Raw genomic sequence first — 21,547 nt, 5'->3', positions numbered from 1 at the left:
AATAAATATTGCCCTTCTCCCTTTACTTGGAATGTTTCGAGGGGCGCAGTATATATGCGCCACGGAAATATTTGCAACGCAGCAATATAGTGAAAGAGACAGGTTGTGCAAGAAAGCTAGCTATTGCTAAGCCATCTCCTCTGAGTTTCTTCTCAAGGTTCTTAACCCAAGAAACAAGAACAAAGCGGCAACCAAATTTAAAAGACAAAGTACCAAAAAAACCTGGGGGATTGAAAAATTAAAAAACAACAACAGCATTACTAACAAAGTTCCCATCACCATAAACAAGGCATTGTAAATATTGTTCGCCGCAATCGTTCTAGCCCTGTTCTCAACTGGACTTATAATTTGTAAATAAGTATACAAGGGAACTACAAATAATCCTGCACAAAATGCTAACATAAATAAATCAAAAGCAATTCGCCAATGAGTAAAAGAAGTAAAAAAATTAAGTAAGTTGAATAATGGGGTCTTTAAATCATGATCAGCAGGAGATGACCAATACAAATCAAAAGCAAAAAGAGTAAAAGCGAGCATGGCCATTGGGACTGCAGAAAGATTAACTTGTCCTTTCAATAACCAATTTATTGTAATCGACCCCAGAGCAATACCTATTGAAAATAAGGCAAGAAATAGAGCAAAAACATGAGCACTGGCTCCCAAAACGTAATGGGTATAATCAGGTAATTTGGTTAGCATGACAGCGCCAATCAACCAAAACCAGGAAATCGTTAATATGGATAGAAAAATTCCATATTCTTTTTTCGCTTCCTTTAGCATCTTCACTGTAGCGCGCCATAAATTAAAATCCACTTTTAACTCAGGAAGTGCTGATGGGGCTGGAGGTATAAATAAACTGGAAACCAAGCCAGAAAAAGCGGCACTTAAGGTCATAATAATCGCGATATAAGGAGTAGCCCCCTTCCCTCCAACAGTTAAAGTACCCAATGTAGTGCCTAATAAAATAGCCATAAAAGTACTGGCCTCTATCAACCCCGTAGCAGCCAATAAATTTTTCCTGGGTAAGTGGTCTGGTAAAATTGCATATTTGATAGGTCCAAAGAAGGCAGAATGTGCCCCCATACCGGTCAAAGTACACATCATCAAGAAAATACTTCCACTGTATAACCCAATACCTCCAATAATCATTAATAATACTTCGAGCACCTTAACCAGACGGGTCAACAGAGCCTTGTCATATTTATCTGCCAATTGTCCAGAGGTAGCGGAAAAGATAAAGAAGGGCATTATGAATAAAGCGCCTGCAATAGCCTGATAATATTCAGATTGCTCTTGTGTATGGCTTAAATGATAGCTAATCATAGTCAACATCGCTAACTTATAAGCATTATCGTTAAAAGCACCAAAAAATTGGGTCAGGAAAAGGGGAAAAAATTTTCTTTGCTTGAGAAGACCAATAAAATCTGCTGCCATTAAAGTTCCATTTGTGCTTTAAAATTAAAGTAAACAAGAATATTGATGTATTGAGTGAAAGTAAATGATAAACACCAGAGAAACGCTTATAGGATACAATTCCTGCAGTTTAATTTGCAAATACAGCACATAGTGATTATTATTTTACGATATTAATTTTGGCCGAATTGATTCTAGGCATTGGAATGACATAAGAACATACAGGGGATTTGCATTAGCCAGTACCTCGACAGGCTCATCAATTTTTACTTATTATTTGAAGAATAAAATTAATCCGATCTTTAATAGGGCATTTGGGTACCTCTATTAACGTATACCCACAATCAACATATCCCTCTTTTAAAGCATAATAAGTTTGCAATGCTTCGTGAAAATCCTGTTGACGTTCAACGTCATTTTCATAAATTTCAGGCCAGGGAGGAAAAATAAAGACTGTTTTATTATAGCGAAATCGTAAAACAGCATCATTTACCGCCTTACTCGCCTCCCCACAAAATGCTTTGGAGTAACCATACACATCAGGGATTCCCCGGTCGAAAAATACAATTTTTCCCTCTGATTGCATCCTGCAATAATCAGCAATCGATTGCTCAAGCATCAAGTCTTGAAATGCTTTTCTATTTCCTGTATGTATGGCATCACCACCATCAGCCTGTTGTTTTTGAATAATAGAACGCGCTACTTCAGAAACTGTTAAATGGCCTCGAGTATTTAACTCATTTAATACGGCAGTTTTGCCAGAACCAGGTCCTCCTGTAAGTATAAAAAAATTAGTGCATAGCATTGAATCCACTACCATAGCATGTCATACCTTAGAAATTGCTCACATATTAAATTACAAATCTTTTAGTGTATTCATATCAATTCTCTTAAGCTTTTATCCAGCTTATCTGTTTCGCAATAATAAAAATGAGTATCCAAAGGACACAACTCGAACTCTTTTGGTAAAGACTCTTTGTTAACAAGAACAAATCCATTCTTTTCATAAAAGCGTCTTGCTGCGTTTAACTGGGCTACTGTCCCCAAAAATAACTTTTTAAATCCATGTTTCGTGGCATTTCTAACTAAAATCAGCATTAATTTTTGAGCTAACCCTAACCCTCGATACTTTGACGCAATAAAAAATTTTTTTACTTCCCCCTCAGTATTATTTAACTTCCTTAGGCCGATAGAACCGATAATCCCTCCCTGTTCATCAACCGCATACCAAAAATTACAACTGTTATAATAACAATACTGTTCTTCGGCCTTTAAAATTGATGCATTGATTTCAGGAGTAACCGAGAAGTGAAACTCATTCACTTGAATATTTTCAATCATATTAACAATTTGCTTACGTAAAGTTCTGGAGGTTGACAAGCGTAAAATCCTAACCTGATCACGAATTAAACGACTTTGTTCTAAAGCTTGAGCATATTTTCCTATCGCAGTAATTATTTGTTCCTTCTCTTCATCAGTTAAAAAATGGAATGCTCTTTTAATTTTAGTATTAGAATATTCATCAATATAATTTATCTTTTCCTTACCTTTATCAGTAATGCTTAAAAAGCGCTCTCGCTTATCCAGCCCTTCGTTTACCGTTACCAATTCATCATTGATTAAAGAAGTCACTATTCGCGACAAAGTAGGTAATGAAACTAATAGCGATTGACTTAATTTGGAAATAGTCATATTGGGTTCTTTATTTATTTCAATTAAAGTATGCCAATAAGACGGCTGCTCCTTTGCAACTAACTTATTTAATTGCAATATACCTAGTTCTCGTACCAATTTTCTTGAATATTGCCTGAGCAAATCAATTTGATCATCAATCATATTGCCTCTCTCACTATAAAAAGCATATTAATAATTGCACACATTATAAATTAACATTAAAATAATTCTATATTTTATATATTTTTATTAAATTACTTGGTTAGAAAGTGAGTAAATCTGTTTTATGCGGATAAGAAACCACCTCTTCCAACCTTGTGGTGGGATACATTTAGAGAGTTTAAGTAATATAAATAATGTCGTATTAACTAAATGTAAAACCCAAAAAGAGCACTTAAAAATTAGCTATGATATTGGTTGAAAAACTTAGTAAAAAACTTGGAGTCTCTATGGAACAATGGCATCAATTTACTCTACTATTTCCTTTAATTATTTTAGTTTTTATTTCATTAATCAGTCCTGGGCCAGATTTTGCTATCACAGTCAAAAACAGCTTGGCTTATTCCAGAAGGAGTGGTTTATTAACTGCGTTAGGAATAGCTTTGGGCAGTTTGGTTCATATCAGTTACACTCTTCTGGGATTAGGCTTGTTTATTACCAAAACGCCTATAATACTGCATATCATCCAATATCTAGGCGCTGGATACCTCTTTTATATCGGCCTAAAAAATCTAGTTGCCAGGCCAAATGCTGACAAAATAGGAAGTTATACAACGTACAACGATTTAAAACCAAGTGAAGCTTTTTTCAATGGGTTTATAACGAATTTATTGAATCCCAAAGCCATGCTCTTTTTTATCAGTTTATTTTCAGTGCTTATGCCCAGAGAAATCTCAATCTCCACCAAATTATTTCTTGCAATTGTCCTCTTTTTGCAAACATTGTTATGGTTTTCTTTTGTTGCATTCAGTCTTTCTGGAAAAAATACGCGTGAGAAATTTCAAAGAATTAGCTATTGGATTGAGCGTATTACAGGTGTCATTTTAATTGCATTGGCATTAAAATTATTGTTAAGCCAATTGGTCTAATGCCCGGATAGAAGCATATACAAAATCCATCAAACTTTTATTAAGGAATTTTGTATACGATATAAAACATGCTTTGCTAACCTATGATCAGAGGCTAATTTGGGATGTAAAAAGTCTCCCGCAATATCTCTGATCATCCCAAGTTTATCCATAACACTTCTTGAGCGGGAATTATCAGGCACAGTAAAAGAAACTATCTCGGGAATATGCATCTCCAGAAAAGCATATTCAAGAGCTGCTTTTGCCCCTTCTGTAGCATAGCCTTGCCCCCAAAACTCAGTTGCCAAACGCCATCCTATCTCTACGCAAGGAGTGAAGTGAGCATCCCAGGCTGGAGCATTTAATCCTATAAAACCAATAAACCTCTTACAGTCCTTTACTTCAGCCGCCCACAAAGTAAAGTTTTTTTGAGATAATTGTTCATTCATTCTGATAATGAAATCTTTGACCATATCCATAGACCACAACCCGGGGAAATACTTCATGACCCGAGGATCCTGACTCATTCTATAGAAGGGGATAGTATCTTCTTCATCCCACGCTCTTAGCAAAAGCCTTGGGGTTGTTAAATATTTCATGGCAAATATATTCTTCCTTCCAAATAAAGATGGCAATTTCCATAAAGCAATACTCTATTTTCCTTCACTTCACAATAAAGATCACCTTGTCTGAGGCCTCCTTGTAAAGCAGTTATATGATTCTTCCTTAACTGTTCACACCAATAAGGAGCAATAACACAATGAGCAGATCCTGTTACCGGGTCTTCTGGTACATTACAACCAGGATAAAAACAACGAGAATAAACATCTGTTGATGTTCCTGGAGCAGTTAAAATCAACCCCCTATAGTCAAGATGAGCCACAGCATTCAAATCAGGCTTGGCCTCACTCACATCTTCTGCATTTTGATAAACAAACATCAAATCAAATTGACTTTGCAGTACCTTAAATGGTTTTTTTAAATTCAAATGCTGCAGTTCCCTTCTAAAATCGATTTCTTCATAAGGTAGAGCCGGAAAATCCATAACCAAGCCTTGCTCTGTATTTTTAACCCATAGTTTACCGCTCAAGCTATTAAATAAAATTTCTTTCCCAGAAAATCCCAATTGATTAAAAAGTACATAAGAGCTGGCAAGAGTAGCATGCCCACACAATGCCACTTCTTCATTGGGGGTAAACCATCTGAGCCTGTATCCCTCATCTTCTTGAACAAAAAAGGCTGTTTCAGATAAATTATTTTCAGCCGCAATGGCTTGCATAGTCTCATCACTTAACCATTTATCTAACGGGCAAACAGCAGCGGGATTACCTTTGAATAAATTTGAGGCAAATGCATCCACTTGGTAGATTGGTAAGCTTTTCATAGATGTCTCCTAAAACAACTTGCGAATAATAACATAGCTTGTTATTATATAGCAAGCTATTTAATTGCGGGAAATTTATGTATCTTTCTTCTCTGCTAAAAAAAACAAATCGTTTGTTAATCAAGCGAGCCAATGAATTAATTAAACCCTATGCTCTGAATCATGCCTACACATATATATTGATGGAACTGTATAATGAAAATGGGTTGACGCAATCTGAATTAGTTCAATTGATTGAAGTGGAACAACCTACCCTTGTAAGAACTTTGGATCGAATGGAAAGAGATGGGTTTATTACTCGAAAACCAAGTTCGATGGATAGAAGAGTCGTTCATATTTTTCTTACAGAAAAAGCCAGGCTTTTGCAAAAAAAACTAGATGAATGTTCCAGAATACTTAACCACGAGATTCTGGCTGGTTTTTCAGAAGATGAAAAAACAAAATTACAAGAACTAACTCATCGCGTTCTTAATAATTTAAGAAGTCCCACTGAATAATTTGCAATTATACTTCAAACCGCTTCATGCTATAGCTTCACCAATGTGGGCTTTACTAATTTTTCAAAATCACTAAAAGAGAGCTGCAGCAATTCAGAATGAGAACCAGCATTGAATAAGATGTTGTCCTGTTCACTGAGTTTAGTAGATACCAATACTGGTAAATCATACAAATTACCGAATGGGGGCATAGCGCCAACATCACATTCCGCAAATTTCCCTTCAAACTCTGATTCAGTAGCAAGCTCAAGAGCCGAAGCGCCAATAACTTCTTTAAGTTTCATAAAGGTAATATGGTCACTTGCAGGCAATACTACCATGGCTAAACATCCATCCATTTTTATAATAACTGTCTTTGCTAATTGTTTTCCTGAAACATGAGCAGAAGCGGCGATTTCTTGTGCAGTATATGCTGGAGAATGAGCGATAGACAAATATTTTATTTTATGACTGTCTAGAAATTGTTTAAGCTTTGTAACTGGCATGACAAACTCCTTTTCGACACTAAATCATTCACAAAATGCCCCCCTCTCAATCACGTTTATTTAAAATTTTGAATCATTTGTCTGCAAGCAGTCACTTCACTTAAAGAATTACCCCGCAGTAAACTGAAAATTACCAATAGAGCATTGATACCCCCTGCTAATTCACATAATATGACGTTTACCCTCAACGTAAACCGTACTTGCAGCAGCTTCTTGTGTATTTTTAACCGTTTCAACAAATCGGACTCGGTCACCAACTTCTAATTTATTAATGTCATAATCAACGACACTTTGACCTGTAAATCGTATCAAGCGCCCATCTATTGTTTCTATGTAACCATAATCAGCTATTGGGCATACTTCAAGAACTCTCCCCCCACGAATGGAATCCTCATGACGCTTGACATGGCCTCGCCGTTGATTTGCATAATTTTTAAGCTGACGCTCAATTGCATTAAAAGCATCTCTCAGAGAGACATAAACATCTTCATGCGCATGCTTGTCTGATGATTCACGACTCACAACTAACTCAGCATCAGGAACCGTAAGATCAATGCGGACATGATAAAGCTTTCCTTTGTTATGATGGCGATGAGGAGACTCAATAACTACCCGACAACCCATTATCTTGTCATAAAGGCAATCAAGCTTTTTAGCGAGTTTTATAGCCCTGCTTTCAACAGCTTTTGATGGATCCATATTTCGGAATGTCACCTGAATAGGAAGTAACATTTTTAACCTCCCTTATGTTTTGATTATGAATAATTTTAGATCTTATTTACTTATCTATAGACAAAAAAAATGTTGCTTTCAATAGAAAAATGATAAGCACTTGAATTAACAACAAAAATAAAATTATTAAAACTGGGACTAAAAATGGTATGAAAAATGAATTGAGTTGACAAAACGTCTGAAGCTTAATGAGCATATAACAACAGGTTACTGATACTTTTTTGGTAGTGGTTGTATAAGTTGATAAGCCTAAGAGTTCGACGCTGCATTCCAAAGCAAGATTGCTCCAGACCATTCTCTTTAACTTACACTCGTCCTCAAGTCAGCCACCTCCCTTATTTATTTTTAGATTTGGAGCAGCTGTACTTTTTGACTCGGTAGTAGACTATAAAATTACCAGGTTTTATGTCAAACTCTCAGGTTTACTATAAACATGCTCTTAAGTACTTTAACGAGGCTTAAAAAAATAAAGATCAGCCTCCACCAGATAAAATCATCCAGCTTATTCTTCTGTGTGTACTGATTCGCTGGCCACTACTACATTTTGTGCTTTCAAGCCCTTAGGTCCTCGATCAAGTTCAAAGGTAACTGGATCATTTTCATGCAGCGTTTTAAAACCAACTCCCTGAATGTCTTTGTAGTGCACGAAAATATCTTCGCCTTTTTGATTAACAATAAAACCAAATCCTTTTTTTTCATTAAACCATTTAACATGGCCTGTTTCTCTTTGCGACATTCGCATTTCCCCTTTGACTTACACAGATACATCAAAATTGTTATTTAAATAAATAAAAGTTCACTTTAGCGCAACTTAAAGTGAAAAAATAAATCACTCCCTAATTAACTATTTACGCTATAATAAACCCTTTTCCATGCAAGGATAAATCCTGCACTATGATTAGCATATCAGTTTTTTGTTGATTGTTAAGGATTTTTTTAAAATATGTGATTGTTTTCAATAAAATTTTGTATTAGGAAACCAGAATGAATCATACCAAATCATCTTTTATAAAATTAGCTCTGGAGTGTCAAGTACTTAAATTTGGTGAATTTACTTTAAAATCAGGAAGAATAAGTCCCTATTTCTTTAACGCTGGTTTATTTTATCATGGTAATTCCTTACGTCAGTTAGGTCAATTTTATGCAAAAACACTTTTAGAACAAGAAGTTTCTTTTGAACACTTGTTTGGACCAGCATACAAAGGTATACCACTAGCTACCTCAACTGCAGTGGCCTTGGCTGAGTTGGGCAAGGACATCACGGTGACTTTTAATCGTAAAGAAATAAAAACTCATGGAGAGGGTGGGCAATTAATTGGTTCACCGCTAACTGGAAGAACAGTGATCATTGACGATGTGATTACAGCCGGCACAGCATTCAGAGAATCACAAACCCTGATTAAAGAAAATGGAGGGATTCTTCATGGTGTCATTATTGCTCTGGACAGATGTGAACGAGGATTAACCGAGAAATCAACACTGTCCGAAATCAGGGCGCAAGGAATTGAAGTCTATTCAATTATCAATTTGTTTGATCTAATAGAATTCCTGAAAAATGACAATCAATGCGAACAGGTACAAAAACTGGAGTCCTATCACGAGCGTTATGGCGCATATTAGGATTACAGATTTTCCTCAAAAAATAGTAAAAAAAGCCATACTCATTGTGTTTTAAGTTGCTGAGCTATCCATGAAACTCAGCGACTTACACTTAGATTGTCTTCGTCTACTGCTTCACATCTTCTTCTCTAAGTTCCAACCATACTGCATTAAGCACCGCGAATACACAAGCCAGCCCTGTGCCTAAAATCCAGGAGAAATACCACATAGCAAAACCTCCTAATACGCAGAATCTTGCTCTGCTTTAATAGAACTTTCCGTTACCTTACCTCGTAACACTCGATAAACCCAAGCCGTGTATGCAAGCACAACAGGCAATAACAATACCGTTGCTACCAACATAATAAACAAAGTAACCTGACTGGAGGAGCTATCCCAAACGATTAAACTGTATTTAGGATTTGAGGAAGAAGGCAATATGAAAGGAAACATACTAACCCCTACCGTTGCAATCAAAGTTCCAACACTCAATCCACTCAGCACAAAAGCAAACACACTTTTATTTGCAAAGATGATCGCTAAAAAAGCAGATACTACACATAAAACAGGTACTAACAGTGACACAGGATACTCTTTATAATTGTTAAACCATGCCCCAGCTTGAATACTAACATCCTTATAGGAAGGATTTGATGGCCCATCATGAGGAACCATTCCTTTTAAAACATAACCATCAATACCATAATAAGCCCAAATCCCTAATCCAATAAATAGCAGAATAACTAAAATAGCACTCCATCGAGCTCTATCTTTTGCTTTATTTTGCAAAGCCCCAACCGTTTTTACTTGAATAAAAAAAGCGCCATGCATGGCAAGCATGAGCACAGATAATAATCCACAACCTAAAGCAAACGGATTGAGTAATTCAAAAAAACTTCCCGTATAGAATACTCTTAAACTCTCATCAAAATAAAATGGAACACCTTGTATGACATTTCCAACCGCTACCCCAAAGATTAAAGCCGGAACAAATCCCCCGACAAATAAAGCCCAATCCCAAAATGCTCTCCATGTAGGATTATCCAACTTTGACCTGTATTTAAAACCAACGGGTCTTAAAATCAAGGCTAAAAGAACAACCAGCATCGCCATATAAAAGCCCGAGAAAGATAAGGCATAGAGAGTAGGCCAAGCTGCAAAAATAGCACCTCCACCTAATATAAACCAAACCTGGTTACCTTCCCATGTTGGGCCAATGCTGTTAATTAAAATCCGTCTCTCAATATCTGTTCTGCCTAACCAGGGAAGCCACATAGCCACACCAAGGTCAAATCCATCCATAATGGCGAAACCAATAAGCAAAATACCTATTAACAACCACCAAATTATTCTAAGTGTTTCATAATCCAAAGGCATTTAATTCTCCTTTCATCAATGATGATTCATACCATCTGGGCCAAGACGTATGTATTTGACCATCAAGTAAATCTCAACAATTGCAAGAACAGTATAAAACAATGCAAAGCCCGCGATTGATGTCATTACTTGCCCTGATGTTAAAGAGGAGGCTCCCATAAAAGTAGGTAGGATACCCTCAACAACCCAAGGTTGACGACCATATTCCGCTACTATCCAACCTAATTCAGCCGCTACCCATGGTAAAGGCAAAGAATAAAATGCAACCCTGTGATACCAGGTTGTTTTTTCCAGCTTATGCCTTACCGATAAATAAAATCCGGTTGCGAAAAGAAGTATAAAATATATTCCACACGCGACCATAATTCTGAAAGAAAAGAACATAGGCATGACTTTAGGCTTGAGATCGTTGGCAGCTTGATTTATTTGCTCCTCAGTGGCATCCGTCACATTCTCAGTGTACTTCTTGAGCAATAAAGCATAACCAAGATTTTCACTATGTTTTGTAAAAACAGCCTTGGCTTGTTCATTCTTTGGATCTTTCTGTAAAACCTTCAATGCATCGTATGCGATCATTCCATCTTTGATTTTTAATTTTCCTTCCTCAATTAATTCAATAATGCCTTGTAAAGGGGTATTAAACGAACGAGTAGCAATGATACCCAGGGCATAAGGAATATCTATTGCATATTTTGTTGTGAAAGTTTTCTCATCTGGTATCCCGAAAACAGTCAAATTGGCGGGAGCTTTTTCGGTATGCCACATCGCTTCCATCGCAGCCAGCTTCATTTTTTGGTTTTCATTGGCAACATAACCGCTCTCATCTCCCAGAACAACAACAGACAAGGCCGAAGCTAGACCAAAAGAAACAGCAACTGTCATTGAACGTTTAGCAAACGCTTTATTTCGTCCCCGCAAAAGAAAATAGGCACTTATGGATAAGACAAACATAGCTCCTGTTACATATCCTGCACTGATGGTATGCACAAACTTGGCCTGAGCTACAGGATTAAACATCATTTCGTAGAAACTGCTGACCTCCATTCTCATCGTTTGGTAATCAAAATAGGCACCTACAGGGTGTTGCATCCAACCATTAGCGATTAAAATCCATAATGCTGAAAGATTAGTGCCTAAAGCCAATAACCATGTTGAGGTCAGATGCTGCAATTTTGACAATCTGTTCCAGCCAAAGAAAAATAAACCCACAAAGGTAGCTTCCAGAAAAAAAGCCATTAGTCCTTCGATCGCCAATGGAGCACCAAATACATCTCCAACATAATGTGAATAGTAAGCCCAGTTAGTGCCAAACTGGAATTCCATAGTCAGACCGGTTGCAACTCCCAAAACAAAATTAATCCCAAACAAAATACCCCAGTATTTGACCATTTTCTTCCAGAGATCACGGCCAGTCATTACATAAACTGTCTCCATGATAGCTAACATAACCGATAACCCCAACGTAAGGGGTACAAATAGAAAATGATATAGTGCAGTTAATGCAAATTGTAACCTTGATAAATCAACAACTTCAGCAGCTGGAATCATAAAACTACCTCTTGTTATTTGGGGTAAGTACTGTTTGTTCTTCTTTTCCTAACAACCATTCTTTATTACTAGACAGCTCAGGATGCATTCCTCTGACACAGAAATACCATAATAAAACGAGCAATATCATTTTAAATGAAAGGGTAAATACAATATCTCTGGTAAGTGGTTTCATGACATGTCCTCAGGATTTATCATATTGACAGTCTCTGATAAAAATATTTACTTCTGCCTTTTGATTTTCGGTCAATCCAGTTTCCCGGAAATAGACCTGTATACTCTACCCTATCCAGAATTTTTTTTCACTAAATTATTGACAATGCTAAAGATAATCATTATCATCAATAAAATGTTACATCACATTAATACATTAATATGAAAATACATGGCTCTTTTAAGAATTCTGCACTCCCGAACTTAATGCAAGCCATCAGTTTGCTTAAAAACGAAGACGAGGCCATGCAGTTTTTTACAGATTTATGTACTCCTGCCGAGCTAGAGTCTATGGCTGATCGATGGCAAGTAGTTCCTTTGCTACGCCAGGGCATCCCATACAGAACGATTCATGAAGAAACAGGGGTCAGTGTAACAACCATCACGCGAGTTGCTCGTTGTTTAAGCTTTGGTACAGGCGGTTATCGTTTAATAGCTGAAAGATTGGAGAAGTTGTGAAAAATCGTTTACGTCTGGCCTTACAAAAAAAAGGCCGATTATCAGATGAATCTTTAAATCTCCTGCAACGCTGTGGTTTAAAGTTTCGTATTAAACCAAACGCATTATTAACTCATGTTGATAATTTTCCAATCGATTTACTATTTGTTCGCGATGATGACATCCCTACTCTCGTATTCGACAGTTTATGTGATGGTGGCATCGTGGGAGAAAATGTGCTGCTGGAAGCTTCTTTTAACAGACCAGACAAAGTCTATAGAAAAATATTGGCATTAGGCAGTTGTACTTGTCGTTTATCGATAGCAGTACCAGAAGCATTCGACTATCAAGGAGCCGGTAGTTTGGATGGGAAGCGAATTGCCACGAGCTATCCAAATTTACTCAACAATTATCTTGCTGAACGAAAAATTAGTGCGGAAATTCTGACATTATCTGGCTCAGTTGAGGTAGCACCACGAATGGGAATGGCTGATGTCATATGCGATTTGGTATCCACTGGCCAAACACTCGAAGATAATAAACTCAAAGAAGTCGATACTGTTCTCAATAGTCAGGCCGTCTTTATTCAAACTCAGAGGCAATTGGATCCTGATATTCAAGAGTTGTTTGCCATGCTTGCCAGAAGAATACAGGCTGTCCAGCAAGCTCAGGAAAGAAAATACATTGTTTTTCACGCGCCCAAATCCGCCCTTGAGCGAATTGCTCAAAAATTACCAGGCGCTGAATCCCCAACCATTCTTCCATTACCAGGCAACAATGAGAAGGTTGCAGTGCATGTCGTCTCCAGTGAAGGTGTGTTTTGGAATACGTTAGAGACAATTCAATATTTAGGTGCCAGCTCCATCCTGGTATTACCCATTGAAAAAATGCTGGAGTAATTCATATGTTAACAATTAAAAACTGGCAATTACTGTCTGAAAACGATAAAAAGCTATGCCTTTCAAGACCGCGACAGAGTTCTGCAATAAAAGAAAATGTGCTGGAAATTATAAATCAGGTTCAATTATCAGGAGATAAAGCACTTTATGATTTAACCAAACGGTTTGATAGAGTCAATTTACAATATTTACAGGTTCCTCAGGAAAAAATTGAACAGGCAAACATACCGCAAAATGCCCTCACTGCTATAAAACAAGCCATTGGAACAATCTCGTCATATCACCAGTCTTTGTTACCTGAAAATACCGAGATTTCGACTGCATCAGGAATTACAATCCGCAATGTCTACAGACCAATCCAAAAAGTCGGCTTGTATGTGCCTGGAGGAAATAAAACACCTTTAGTTTCTTCACTTCTCATGCAGGCAATACCGGCAAAGGTAGCGGGTTGCCCAATAAAAGTGCTTTGTACTCCCCCTGATGTGGAAGGGGAAATTAACGAACATATACTCGTAGCTGCAAGATTATGTGGTATCGACACGATTTACGCTATAGGTGGAGCTCAAGCCATAGCAGCTATGGCTTATGGCACTGAAAGTGTCATCAAAGTGGATAAAATATTCGGACCGGGTAATAGCTATGTCACTCAGGCAAAAACTTTAGTTGCAATTGACGCCGACGGAGCTGCGGTTGACATGCCCGCTGGGCCATCTGAAGTGATGATTCTTGCAGACAATCAAGCAAACTCTGAATTTATTGCTGCAGATTTATTAGCCCAAGCTGAACATGGTCCGGATTCGCAGGTTATTTTAATTTGCGATGATTGTGAATTGGCAAACCACGTTAATCAACAGCTGGAAATTCAGATGAGTTATTTGTCAAGAACAAAATTTATTAAACAATCACTCGTCAATAGCATGATTATTATATGTACTAATCCATCGGAACAACTGGATATTATTAACTCCTACGCTCCGGAACACCTGATCATTAACAGAAAAAAACCCGAACCCTGGGTTGAGAAAATCGTAGCGGCCGGAACAGTATTTCTTGGTCCTTGGGCAGCAGAAACAATGGGAGACTATGTGACCGGAAGTAATCACGTGTTACCCACCTGTGGTTTTGCCAGAAACCATAGTGGGCTCTCTACCTTTGATTTTATGACACGATTTACCGTGCAAGCCATAAATCAGGAGGGTATCCGTAATTTAGGTCCATCAGCAATGACTTTAGCAGAAATAGAGGGTTTGGATGCTCATGCCAATGCGGTTCAGGTAAGACTTAATGCTCTGGAGGTTTAAATGCCCATACTTAATCTAGTTCGCCCAGATTTATTAAATAGCCAAAATTATATCCCCGGTGGAGAGAGTGCTCGCTACCGTTCACATGCCAATGAACTGCCTTGGTCACCAGTTACTATGGATGGACATAATTTAAATTATTATCCAAACATCGGTTTACAAATGGATCTGCAAAAGCAATTGGCAAAAGGTTACCACATCAATTCCGATCAAATAGTACTTACAAGAGGGAGTGATGATGGGATTGATTTGACAACCAGACTTTTTCTAACTGCAGGAAAAGACGCTTTCATGCAATTTCCCCCTACTTTCCCGATGTACGTTTTTTATGTTCGGCTACAACAAGCAGAATTGATCGAATGCCCTCTGGATATAAAGACTAATTTTCGCCTCACCTTGGATCAAATTAAAAATAACTGGAAGCCGAACTGCAAAGTTATCATGTTTTGTAGTCCTAATAACCCGACTGGTAATTTAGTGGATTTAAGTCTAATTGCCAAAACATGCGAACTGTATGCGAATCAATCTATTATAGTTGTGGACGAAGCGTATATAGAGTTTGCAAATGCGCCAAGCGCTGCGTCCTTAATTGGAGAGTTTGAAAATCTGATTGTCTTAAGAACTCTGTCAAAAGCCTATGGGCTGGCGGGATTACGTTTAGGCTGCATTATAGCTCAGAGCCATATTATTCAAGCCTTTAATAAAATCATTGCTCCCTATGCTATTGCCACTCCTGGCATGGAACTAGCTAAAAAAGCTTTGAATAATAGCAATTGGTTCACACAAAATATTGAGCAGATCAAATCATCTCGTGCCTGGGTTATAAAAAAATTCGCCGAGAATCCAATCATTGAAAAAATTTATCCTACGGAAACCAATTTTATTCTTATTCAAACACGATACTCAAAACAATTGACCACTTGGCTTGCCCATCATGGCATAGCAGTAAGAGATTTTCCTTCGACCTCTTTATTGCATGATCACCTTCGCATTACCGTGGGTCATGATGAACAAAATCAATTATTGATTAATGCCTTATCCTCATTTAACGCTGATGAAGCAGGATTAACTTATGAAAAAGATTTTATTTATTGACCGCGATGGCACTTTAGTTGAAGAACCTTTTGATTTTCAAGTCGATTCTCTGGATAAAATTAAATTAACATCTGGTGTAATACCAGCGCTGTTGCAATTACAAAAAGCCGGCTTTACCTTCATTATGGTATCCAATCAAAATGGCATAGGAACTGCGGCATTTCCAGAAGAAGATTTTGCAGTTTGCCATGAATTCATCCTGGATCTGTTTTCCTCTCAAGGCATTATTTTTGATGAGATTTTGATATGCCCACATACCCCTGAGGACAACTGTATTTGTAGAAAACCTAAAACTGGCCTGCTCGAGCGTTACTTAAAAGAGGCTGCATTTGCTAAACATTATTCATGGGTAATTGGCGATCGAGATACTGATAAAGAATTTGCTGATAATCTGGGTGTTAATTTCTTGCCTATTTCAAAAACAAATACTTGGGAAATGGTGGCTGCTGCGATCATCAACAATTCTCGCAAAGCTTCTGTGCAGAGAAAAACAAAAGAAACTGCAATAGATTTGTCAGTTCAACTGGATAGCGATCAAATCAGTATCATAGACACTCCTATCCCCTTCTTCACTCACATGTTGGAACAAGTAGCAAAACACGGGGGCTTTGATTTGCGATTGCAAGCTTCTGGGGATTTGGAGGTCGATGAGCATCACTTGGTTGAGGATACAGCCTTTGCGTTGGGGGAAGCAATTAGAACAGCGCTTGGTGACAAATGGGGGATTAATCGTTATGGTTATACCCTTCCTATGGATGAATCATTAGCTACCATTGCAATCGATATCAGTGGCAGAAATTTTTGTGATTTCAAAGGTCAGTTTACACGTGAATTTGTTGGCGGTATGGCAACAGAAATGGTTCCTCACTTTTTCCAATCGCTATCCAGTGCGTTGGGGGCAACTATCCACATCCAGGTAACAGGTACCAACCATCACCACATGATTGAAGCTTGCTTCAAAGTTTTAGGCAGAGCCTTACGACAGGCATGCTCAAGAACAAATGATTATCTACCTTCAACCAAAGGTGTATTATGATTGCTGTGATTGATGTCAGTGGGAATAATTTAACTTCTCTAACGAATGCCTTGATTCGATTAGGAGGTCATTTTGCGCTGACCCATGATGCTCAAGAAATACAAAAAGCAAGCCATGTCATTTTGCCTGGGGTTGGAACAGCGCGTTCTGGTATGAAGGCTTTGCAGCAAAATGGACTAATAGACATTTTAAGAACATTAACCCAACCGCTTCTTGGAATCTGCCTTGGAATGCAATTATTGTTTGAATACAGTGAAGAAGACGACGTACCTTGTCTGGGTTTGATTCCTGGGGTTGCAGAGTTATTAAAAACAGAAAAAAATCATCCTGTTCCTCATATGGGATGGAACAATCTTCATTGGCAAAAAACATCATCATTACAACAGGGATTAAATGAAAATGATTATGTTTATTTTGTTCATAGCTATGCTCTAAAAGCAGATGCTTATGCCTTGGCCCGATGTCGATATCACGAAGAGTTCACTGCGGTTGTAAAAAAAGACAATTTTTATGGCATGCAATTTCATCCAGAAAAATCAGCTGATGTTGGCATGGTATTACTAAATAATTTTTTATCTTTGGAGTCTGCATGTTAGTTATTCCAGCTATTGATTTGCAATCAGGGCGATGTGTTCGCTTAAAACAAGGACGATTTGATCAAGTAACGCAATTTAGCATTTTTCCCACAGAAAGAGCCTTGTACTTTGCCAAATTAGGGGCAAAACGTCTTCACGTCGTAGACTTGGATGGTGCACGTAGTGGGAAAATGCAACAATTGGAGCTCATTTGTTCCATGCAAAATACAGGGATACCGATTCAGGCCGGAGGTGGAATCAGGAGTGTAGAACAAGCTTTGGAATGTACTAACGCGGGAATTTCACAATTGGTCATTGGCAGCCTAGCTATTACAAATCGTGATTTGACAATACAAATCATTGAAAGGATTAAACCCGAAAATATTATTCTTGCTCTGGACGTTCGTGTTGATGCAAAAGTTCCGCTTCTTGCAATTAATGGCTGGCAAAATAGTAGTACAAACAATCTTTGGGAAGTAGTGTCCTATTACGAAAACTTTGGGATAAAGCAAATACTTTGTACAGATATCGCATGCGATGGCATGATGAGTGGACCTAATTTCGATTTGTATCAACAAGCAGTTAAATATTTTCCTCAGATTGCCTGGCAAGCCTCAGGGGGAATTCGTCATTTGCAGGATATTACAACGCTCGATTCATTAGGAATATCCGCCGTAATCCTTGGTTTAATGCTTTATCAAGATAATGTAAATTTCGAGGAATTATTATGTTAACCAAGCGAATCATTCCCTGTCTTGACGTTCGAGATAATCAGGTTGTCAAGGGAGTAAAATTTCGCAATCATAGAATAATTGGAGACATACTCCCCTTGGCTGCTCACTACTCAGCATCGGGTGCAGACGAATTGGTATTTTATGATATTACAGCAAGTAGCGATGACCGATCTGTTTGTCCTGGCTGGGTCAATAAAGTGGCGGCTACTATCAATATTCCATTCACAGTGGCTGGAGGCATCCGAACCTTGCACCAAGCAAGATCAATATTAAATGCCGGTGCAGACAAAATCTCAATCAACAGCCCTGCATTGGAAAACCCTTCATTGATTAACGAATTGAGCAAAGAGTTTGGAAAACAATGTGTGGTTATAGGGATTGATAGTCAGTGGATAGTTGATGATTATTATGTCTATCAGTATACAGGCAATGAAAATAAAAGTATCAATTCAAAACGTAAAACTCGAGAATGGATACATGAAATTCAAGACCGCGGCGCTGGTGAGATAGTCCTTAATTGCATGCAATCAGATGGCGTTCGAATGGGATATGATATTGCACAGCTATCAGAAATGATAAACCTGTGCCAAGTTCCCCTCATCGCATCAGGCGGTGCTGGAAAACTTGATGATTTTGTTGAATTATTTAAGAAATCTCATGTCAGCGGGGCTTTGGCAGCAAGCGTTTTTCATGACAAAATACTGGCAATCAATAACATAAAACTGGCATTACAAACAGAAAATATTGAGGTAAGACTATGAGTGACTTGGACATTAACTCTCTTGATTGGCAAAAAATGAATGGACTATTGCCGGCAATAATCCAAAACGCAGAAAATGGTAAAGTATTGATGCTGGGTTACATGAACCAGGAGGCACTGATTGCCACATTAACTACAGGACAACTGACCTTATACAGCAGAAGTCGAAAAAGACTATGGCGTAAAGGAGAGTCTTCCGGCAATAGTATGGCTCTGCAACATATTAGTGCCGATTGCGACAATGACAGTCTTTTGATCCAGGTTATTCCTAAAGGACCAGCTTGTCATTTAGGTTACTCAACCTGCTATCAACCACATAATAATTATACCCTTGGTTTTCTTGATGGTTTGATTGAATTAATTAACGAGCGTGCTGAGGAAAAAAATCCAAACAGTTATACAGCCCAACTCTTGGATTCTGGGGTGGACAGATGTGCTCAAAAATTAGGAGAAGAGGCGGTAGAAACAGTGATAGCTGCTGTTAGTAACAATAAAGAAGAACTTATCAACGAAACAGCTGATTTCATTTATCATTTATTAGTGCTTTTAAAAGCTTGTGAATTAAGTTTTTATGATGTTTTATTGTGTCTACAGGCAAGGGACAGAAGTGTACATACTTAACTGTCTATTCCATGGGAGATCTCTCTAACCAGGATCTCCAGTAATTATCAATCATGACTAGTTAATTTTTTAAACTACTATTAAGAAATTAACTTTTCTTGAAATACTCTTTAATGTAATCAGGCAAATTCATTGCCAACACCGCCCCCTCTTTTTTAGTTGCATAGTAAGAAGGCAACTCACTCACCATAGCAGGCTGACAATACAGCTTATTATGAGGGAAATATTCAAAAAGCAACTGTACTTTTCCTGCAACATCATTGCCAGCAATGGTTGAAATAAACTCAAATGCCATATCAATACCACTGGAAATTCCACCAGTAGTCCAAATTTTATCTGACTTAACGATGCGTTTTTCAACCAATTGGACATCATCAAAAGATTTTAATTCAGGAATGGCACGCCAATAAGTTGTTGCTTGATGATTAGTCAATAGCCCCGCCGCATGCAATAAAAATGCTCCAGTACAAACAGAAAGCAAATACTCACTGTTTTCAGCCTGTTTTTTCAAAAAAAGAAGTAAGTTTGAATTATATATTTGCTCTCTTCTACCAACCCCACCTGGAACCAGTAAATAATTAAATTGTGGGGCATTATTAAATTCACAATGAGGTTTCAGACTTATTTGATTTGCGCAACAAACTTCATTACTGGTTTCTGCCACCAGAAACATGTCAATAGGGGCATCAAGAATAGTTTTCCAGGTTGCAAACACTTCCCACGGTCCAATCACATCCATGGGCTGGACGTTTTCATAAATCAAAACTCCCAATTTTTTATTCGCTGCATCTTCCTTTTTCAGCACTTTTTTCATTGAATGCCACCTTAATTTGAAAAATCCTATTTTTAATATCTGTTTTTTGATCATTAACCCACATCGCTTACCAGCCTCAGCTTGTCCGTAGTACCCAGATAATCAAGACACTCTCACCAGAGAACCTCTAATAACTAAAAGACCTCTTCATTTTTACAATTCGCTGATAAGCTTCATTAATCCTTTGTTCAGAAATTTCCCCAGAGCGAACTTTTTGCTCTATCATGTCAATAATTTCTTTCGAGCCTTGAAATTTTTCTACTAATTGATTACCAAATATTAGCATATCTGCTCCTGCATTAATTGAAAGTGTAACAGCAGCCTCTAATCCATAATAATTTGTTATTGCTTTCATTTGCATATCATCAGTGATCACAACCCCATCAAATTTTAAATCACGACGCAATAATCCGTTAATGATCTGGTAAGAAAGGCTGGCAGGAAGTCCTGTCATATCCAGTTTTCTATTGACAATATGAGCTATCATCACCATATCGCAATGCTTGGGTTGAGACAATAGTTGTAAAAAAGGGATTAGCTCCTGCTCGCTCCAGGTATCACTTATATCTACAAAACCTAAATGTGAATCAGATAATGAACTGCCATGTCCCGGAAAATGTTTATAAGAACAATGTATTTGATGTTCTATAAACTGCTCTGTATAAAGTTGTGCGTATTGAGTGACAACTTCCGGTATCGAAGAGAAGCTCCTGTCTTTTTTACCTATGATAGGATTATCAGGATTTATATTCACATCTAATTCAGGGAAGAAATTCAAATTAAATCCTGTTGATTTTAAAGTATTTGCCATCAATTTTGCTGACGCATTAGCTCTCTCCAGCGACATGGAACCAACGTCTTTTGCCGAAGGCATTTCGGGGAATCCATAACGTGGATGTAATCGATTTACATTTCCTCCCTCGTAATCAACTGAAACCAACAATGGTAAATTATCTCTATGATACTTATGATTGGCTTTTTGTGTTAGTACTTGTAACTGATTATTTAACTGGTTGACTTGTTCTGGACTTTCTATATTTTTATCAAAAGTTTGTGACTGCTGATTAAAATCGAAAAGAATAACACCACCAATATTGTCTTTCTCAATGGCCTGGGCAATAGGTGATTTCTCGTCAACCACTTTGCCTTGGAATCCTAATATTATCATCTGTCCAATTTTATCTCTTAAACTCACTTCAGCAGCGCAAGCTACATTAGTCACCAAAATAAGAAAAAAAGATAAAATAATTGACTTGATTTTCAATGCTATACCCATTAAATGATG

Annotated in this window: 26 protein-coding genes; 12 read left to right on the top strand and 14 right to left on the bottom strand. The window is 37.7% G+C overall.

Going from position 1 to position 21,547, the window contains the following annotated elements; genetic code table 11:
• Positions 1-126: 126 nt before the first annotated feature.
• The 3 genes from OQJ02_RS05760 to OQJ02_RS05750 form a co-directional block, all read right to left on the bottom strand.
• Positions 127-1,434: an MFS transporter gene (locus tag OQJ02_RS05760; RefSeq protein WP_265718282.1), complete on the bottom strand. Its 1,308-nt coding sequence runs from the start codon at positions 1,432-1,434 to the stop codon at positions 127-129.
• Between the two features lie 238 nt (positions 1,435-1,672).
• Positions 1,673-2,233, bottom strand: a complete 561-nt coding sequence (locus OQJ02_RS05755; RefSeq protein ID WP_265718281.1) for an ATP-binding protein — start codon at positions 2,231-2,233, stop codon at positions 1,673-1,675.
• 56 nt (positions 2,234-2,289) lie between these two features.
• Complete coding sequence (locus tag OQJ02_RS05750; RefSeq protein ID WP_265718280.1) at positions 2,290-3,249, bottom strand: bifunctional helix-turn-helix transcriptional regulator/GNAT family N-acetyltransferase; 960 nt, start codon at positions 3,247-3,249, stop codon at positions 2,290-2,292.
• Between the two features lie 287 nt (positions 3,250-3,536).
• Between OQJ02_RS05750 and OQJ02_RS05745 the strand changes: the two genes are divergently transcribed.
• Positions 3,537-4,175: a LysE family translocator gene (locus OQJ02_RS05745; RefSeq protein ID WP_265718279.1), complete on the top strand. Its 639-nt coding sequence runs from the start codon at positions 3,537-3,539 to the stop codon at positions 4,173-4,175.
• A 29-nt stretch (positions 4,176-4,204) separates the two neighbouring features.
• Here OQJ02_RS05745 and OQJ02_RS05740 read toward each other — a convergent pair whose 3' ends face one another.
• Positions 4,205-4,753: a GNAT family N-acetyltransferase gene (locus tag OQJ02_RS05740; RefSeq protein WP_265718278.1), complete on the bottom strand. Its 549-nt coding sequence runs from the start codon at positions 4,751-4,753 to the stop codon at positions 4,205-4,207.
• Positions 4,750-5,538 (bottom strand): PhzF family phenazine biosynthesis protein, encoded by a 789-nt coding sequence (locus tag OQJ02_RS05735; RefSeq protein WP_265718277.1) that lies wholly within the window; start codon positions 5,536-5,538, stop codon positions 4,750-4,752. Before OQJ02_RS05735 ends, OQJ02_RS05740 begins: the two co-directional genes overlap by 4 nt.
• 77 nt (positions 5,539-5,615) lie before the next feature.
• Here OQJ02_RS05735 and OQJ02_RS05730 point away from each other — a divergent pair, with 77 nt between their 5' ends.
• Complete coding sequence (locus tag OQJ02_RS05730; protein WP_265718276.1) at positions 5,616-6,035, top strand: MarR family winged helix-turn-helix transcriptional regulator; 420 nt, start codon at positions 5,616-5,618, stop codon at positions 6,033-6,035.
• Between the two features lie 29 nt (positions 6,036-6,064).
• On the opposite strand, the gene OQJ02_RS05725 is transcribed toward OQJ02_RS05730, so the two are convergent.
• From OQJ02_RS05725 to OQJ02_RS05715, 3 genes are all read right to left on the bottom strand, one after another.
• Positions 6,065-6,520, bottom strand: coding sequence for an aminoacyl-tRNA deacylase (locus OQJ02_RS05725; RefSeq protein WP_265718275.1), 456 nt, complete (start codon positions 6,518-6,520; stop codon positions 6,065-6,067).
• A gap of 162 nt (positions 6,521-6,682) precedes the next feature.
• Positions 6,683-7,252, bottom strand: a complete 570-nt coding sequence (locus OQJ02_RS05720; protein WP_265718274.1) for an HPF/RaiA family ribosome-associated protein — start codon at positions 7,250-7,252, stop codon at positions 6,683-6,685.
• A 502-nt stretch (positions 7,253-7,754) separates the two neighbouring features.
• Complete coding sequence (locus OQJ02_RS05715; RefSeq protein WP_011213557.1) at positions 7,755-7,988, bottom strand: cold-shock protein; 234 nt, start codon at positions 7,986-7,988, stop codon at positions 7,755-7,757.
• Positions 7,989-8,236: 248 nt separating this feature from the next.
• Here OQJ02_RS05715 and pyrE point away from each other — a divergent pair, with 248 nt between their 5' ends.
• The gene (pyrE, locus tag OQJ02_RS05710; protein WP_265718273.1) at positions 8,237-8,872 is read left to right on the top strand and encodes an orotate phosphoribosyltransferase; all 636 of its coding nucleotides are present in this window, start codon (positions 8,237-8,239) and stop codon (positions 8,870-8,872) included.
• Positions 8,873-8,978: 106 nt separating this feature from the next.
• Here pyrE and cydX read toward each other — a convergent pair whose 3' ends face one another.
• From cydX to cydP, 4 genes are read right to left on the bottom strand one after another with little or no spacing between them, the layout of a single operon-like run.
• On the bottom strand, positions 8,979-9,080 hold the full coding sequence (gene cydX / locus OQJ02_RS05705; RefSeq protein ID WP_016356871.1) for a cytochrome bd-I oxidase subunit CydX: 102 nt from the start codon (positions 9,078-9,080) through the stop codon (positions 8,979-8,981).
• Positions 9,081-9,091: 11 nt separating this feature from the next.
• Positions 9,092-10,228 carry a cytochrome d ubiquinol oxidase subunit II gene (cydB, locus tag OQJ02_RS05700; RefSeq protein ID WP_265718272.1) on the bottom strand — a complete coding sequence of 379 codons (1,137 nt, stop codon included), beginning with the start codon at positions 10,226-10,228 and terminating at the stop codon, positions 9,092-9,094.
• A gap of 15 nt (positions 10,229-10,243) precedes the next feature.
• On the bottom strand, positions 10,244-11,776 hold the full coding sequence (locus OQJ02_RS05695) for a cytochrome ubiquinol oxidase subunit I (protein ID WP_265718271.1): 1,533 nt from the start codon (positions 11,774-11,776) through the stop codon (positions 10,244-10,246).
• 4 nt (positions 11,777-11,780) lie between these two features.
• On the bottom strand, positions 11,781-11,951 hold the full coding sequence (cydP, locus tag OQJ02_RS05690; protein WP_015444582.1) for a cytochrome oxidase putative small subunit CydP: 171 nt from the start codon (positions 11,949-11,951) through the stop codon (positions 11,781-11,783).
• 200 nt (positions 11,952-12,151) lie between these two features.
• Between cydP and OQJ02_RS05685 the strand changes: the two genes are divergently transcribed.
• From OQJ02_RS05685 to hisIE, 9 genes are read left to right on the top strand one after another with little or no spacing between them, the layout of a single operon-like run.
• Positions 12,152-12,448, top strand: coding sequence for a YerC/YecD family TrpR-related protein (locus OQJ02_RS05685; RefSeq protein ID WP_062727593.1), 297 nt, complete (start codon positions 12,152-12,154; stop codon positions 12,446-12,448).
• Positions 12,445-13,326 carry an ATP phosphoribosyltransferase gene (gene hisG, locus OQJ02_RS05680; RefSeq protein WP_265718270.1) on the top strand — a complete coding sequence of 294 codons (882 nt, stop codon included), beginning with the start codon at positions 12,445-12,447 and terminating at the stop codon, positions 13,324-13,326. The genes OQJ02_RS05685 and hisG overlap by 4 nt, the downstream gene beginning before the upstream one ends.
• Positions 13,327-13,331: 5 nt before the next feature.
• The gene (gene hisD / locus OQJ02_RS05675; RefSeq protein WP_265718269.1) at positions 13,332-14,627 is read left to right on the top strand and encodes a histidinol dehydrogenase; all 1,296 of its coding nucleotides are present in this window, start codon (positions 13,332-13,334) and stop codon (positions 14,625-14,627) included.
• Positions 14,628-15,722 carry a histidinol-phosphate transaminase gene (hisC, locus tag OQJ02_RS05670; protein WP_265718268.1) on the top strand — a complete coding sequence of 365 codons (1,095 nt, stop codon included), beginning with the start codon at positions 14,628-14,630 and terminating at the stop codon, positions 15,720-15,722. It abuts the gene before it with no gap.
• A complete protein-coding gene (gene hisB / locus OQJ02_RS05665) occupies positions 15,700-16,758 on the top strand; it encodes a bifunctional histidinol-phosphatase/imidazoleglycerol-phosphate dehydratase HisB (protein ID WP_265718267.1) in 1,059 nt (352 codons plus the stop codon). The genes hisC and hisB overlap by 23 nt, the downstream gene beginning before the upstream one ends.
• Entirely contained in the window at positions 16,755-17,354 is a 600-nt protein-coding gene (gene hisH, locus OQJ02_RS05660) for an imidazole glycerol phosphate synthase subunit HisH (RefSeq protein ID WP_265718266.1), read from the top strand. Before hisB ends, hisH begins: the two co-directional genes overlap by 4 nt.
• A complete protein-coding gene (locus OQJ02_RS05655; RefSeq protein ID WP_265718265.1) occupies positions 17,348-18,067 on the top strand; it encodes a 1-(5-phosphoribosyl)-5-[(5-phosphoribosylamino)methylideneamino] imidazole-4-carboxamide isomerase in 720 nt (239 codons plus the stop codon). Before hisH ends, OQJ02_RS05655 begins: the two co-directional genes overlap by 7 nt.
• The gene (gene hisF, locus OQJ02_RS05650) at positions 18,061-18,828 is read left to right on the top strand and encodes an imidazole glycerol phosphate synthase subunit HisF (protein WP_265718264.1); all 768 of its coding nucleotides are present in this window, start codon (positions 18,061-18,063) and stop codon (positions 18,826-18,828) included. Before OQJ02_RS05655 ends, hisF begins: the two co-directional genes overlap by 7 nt.
• A complete protein-coding gene (gene hisIE / locus OQJ02_RS05645; protein WP_265718263.1) occupies positions 18,825-19,448 on the top strand; it encodes a bifunctional phosphoribosyl-AMP cyclohydrolase/phosphoribosyl-ATP diphosphatase HisIE in 624 nt (207 codons plus the stop codon). Before hisF ends, hisIE begins: the two co-directional genes overlap by 4 nt.
• A gap of 88 nt (positions 19,449-19,536) precedes the next feature.
• Here the strand turns inward: hisIE and OQJ02_RS05640 are convergent, their stop codons facing one another.
• Positions 19,537-20,262 carry a DJ-1/PfpI family protein gene (locus OQJ02_RS05640; RefSeq protein ID WP_265718262.1) on the bottom strand — a complete coding sequence of 242 codons (726 nt, stop codon included), beginning with the start codon at positions 20,260-20,262 and terminating at the stop codon, positions 19,537-19,539.
• A gap of 127 nt (positions 20,263-20,389) precedes the next feature.
• A complete protein-coding gene (locus OQJ02_RS05635; RefSeq protein ID WP_265718261.1) occupies positions 20,390-21,538 on the bottom strand; it encodes a glycoside hydrolase family 3 protein in 1,149 nt (382 codons plus the stop codon).
• Between the last annotated feature and the right edge of the window lie 9 nt (positions 21,539-21,547).

It is taken from the genome of Legionella sp. PATHC032, assembly GCF_026191185.1.
In the GTDB taxonomy this organism is placed as follows: Bacteria; Pseudomonadota; Gammaproteobacteria; order Legionellales; family Legionellaceae; genus Legionella.
This window is presented reverse-complemented; position numbering and strand designations above follow the sequence as displayed.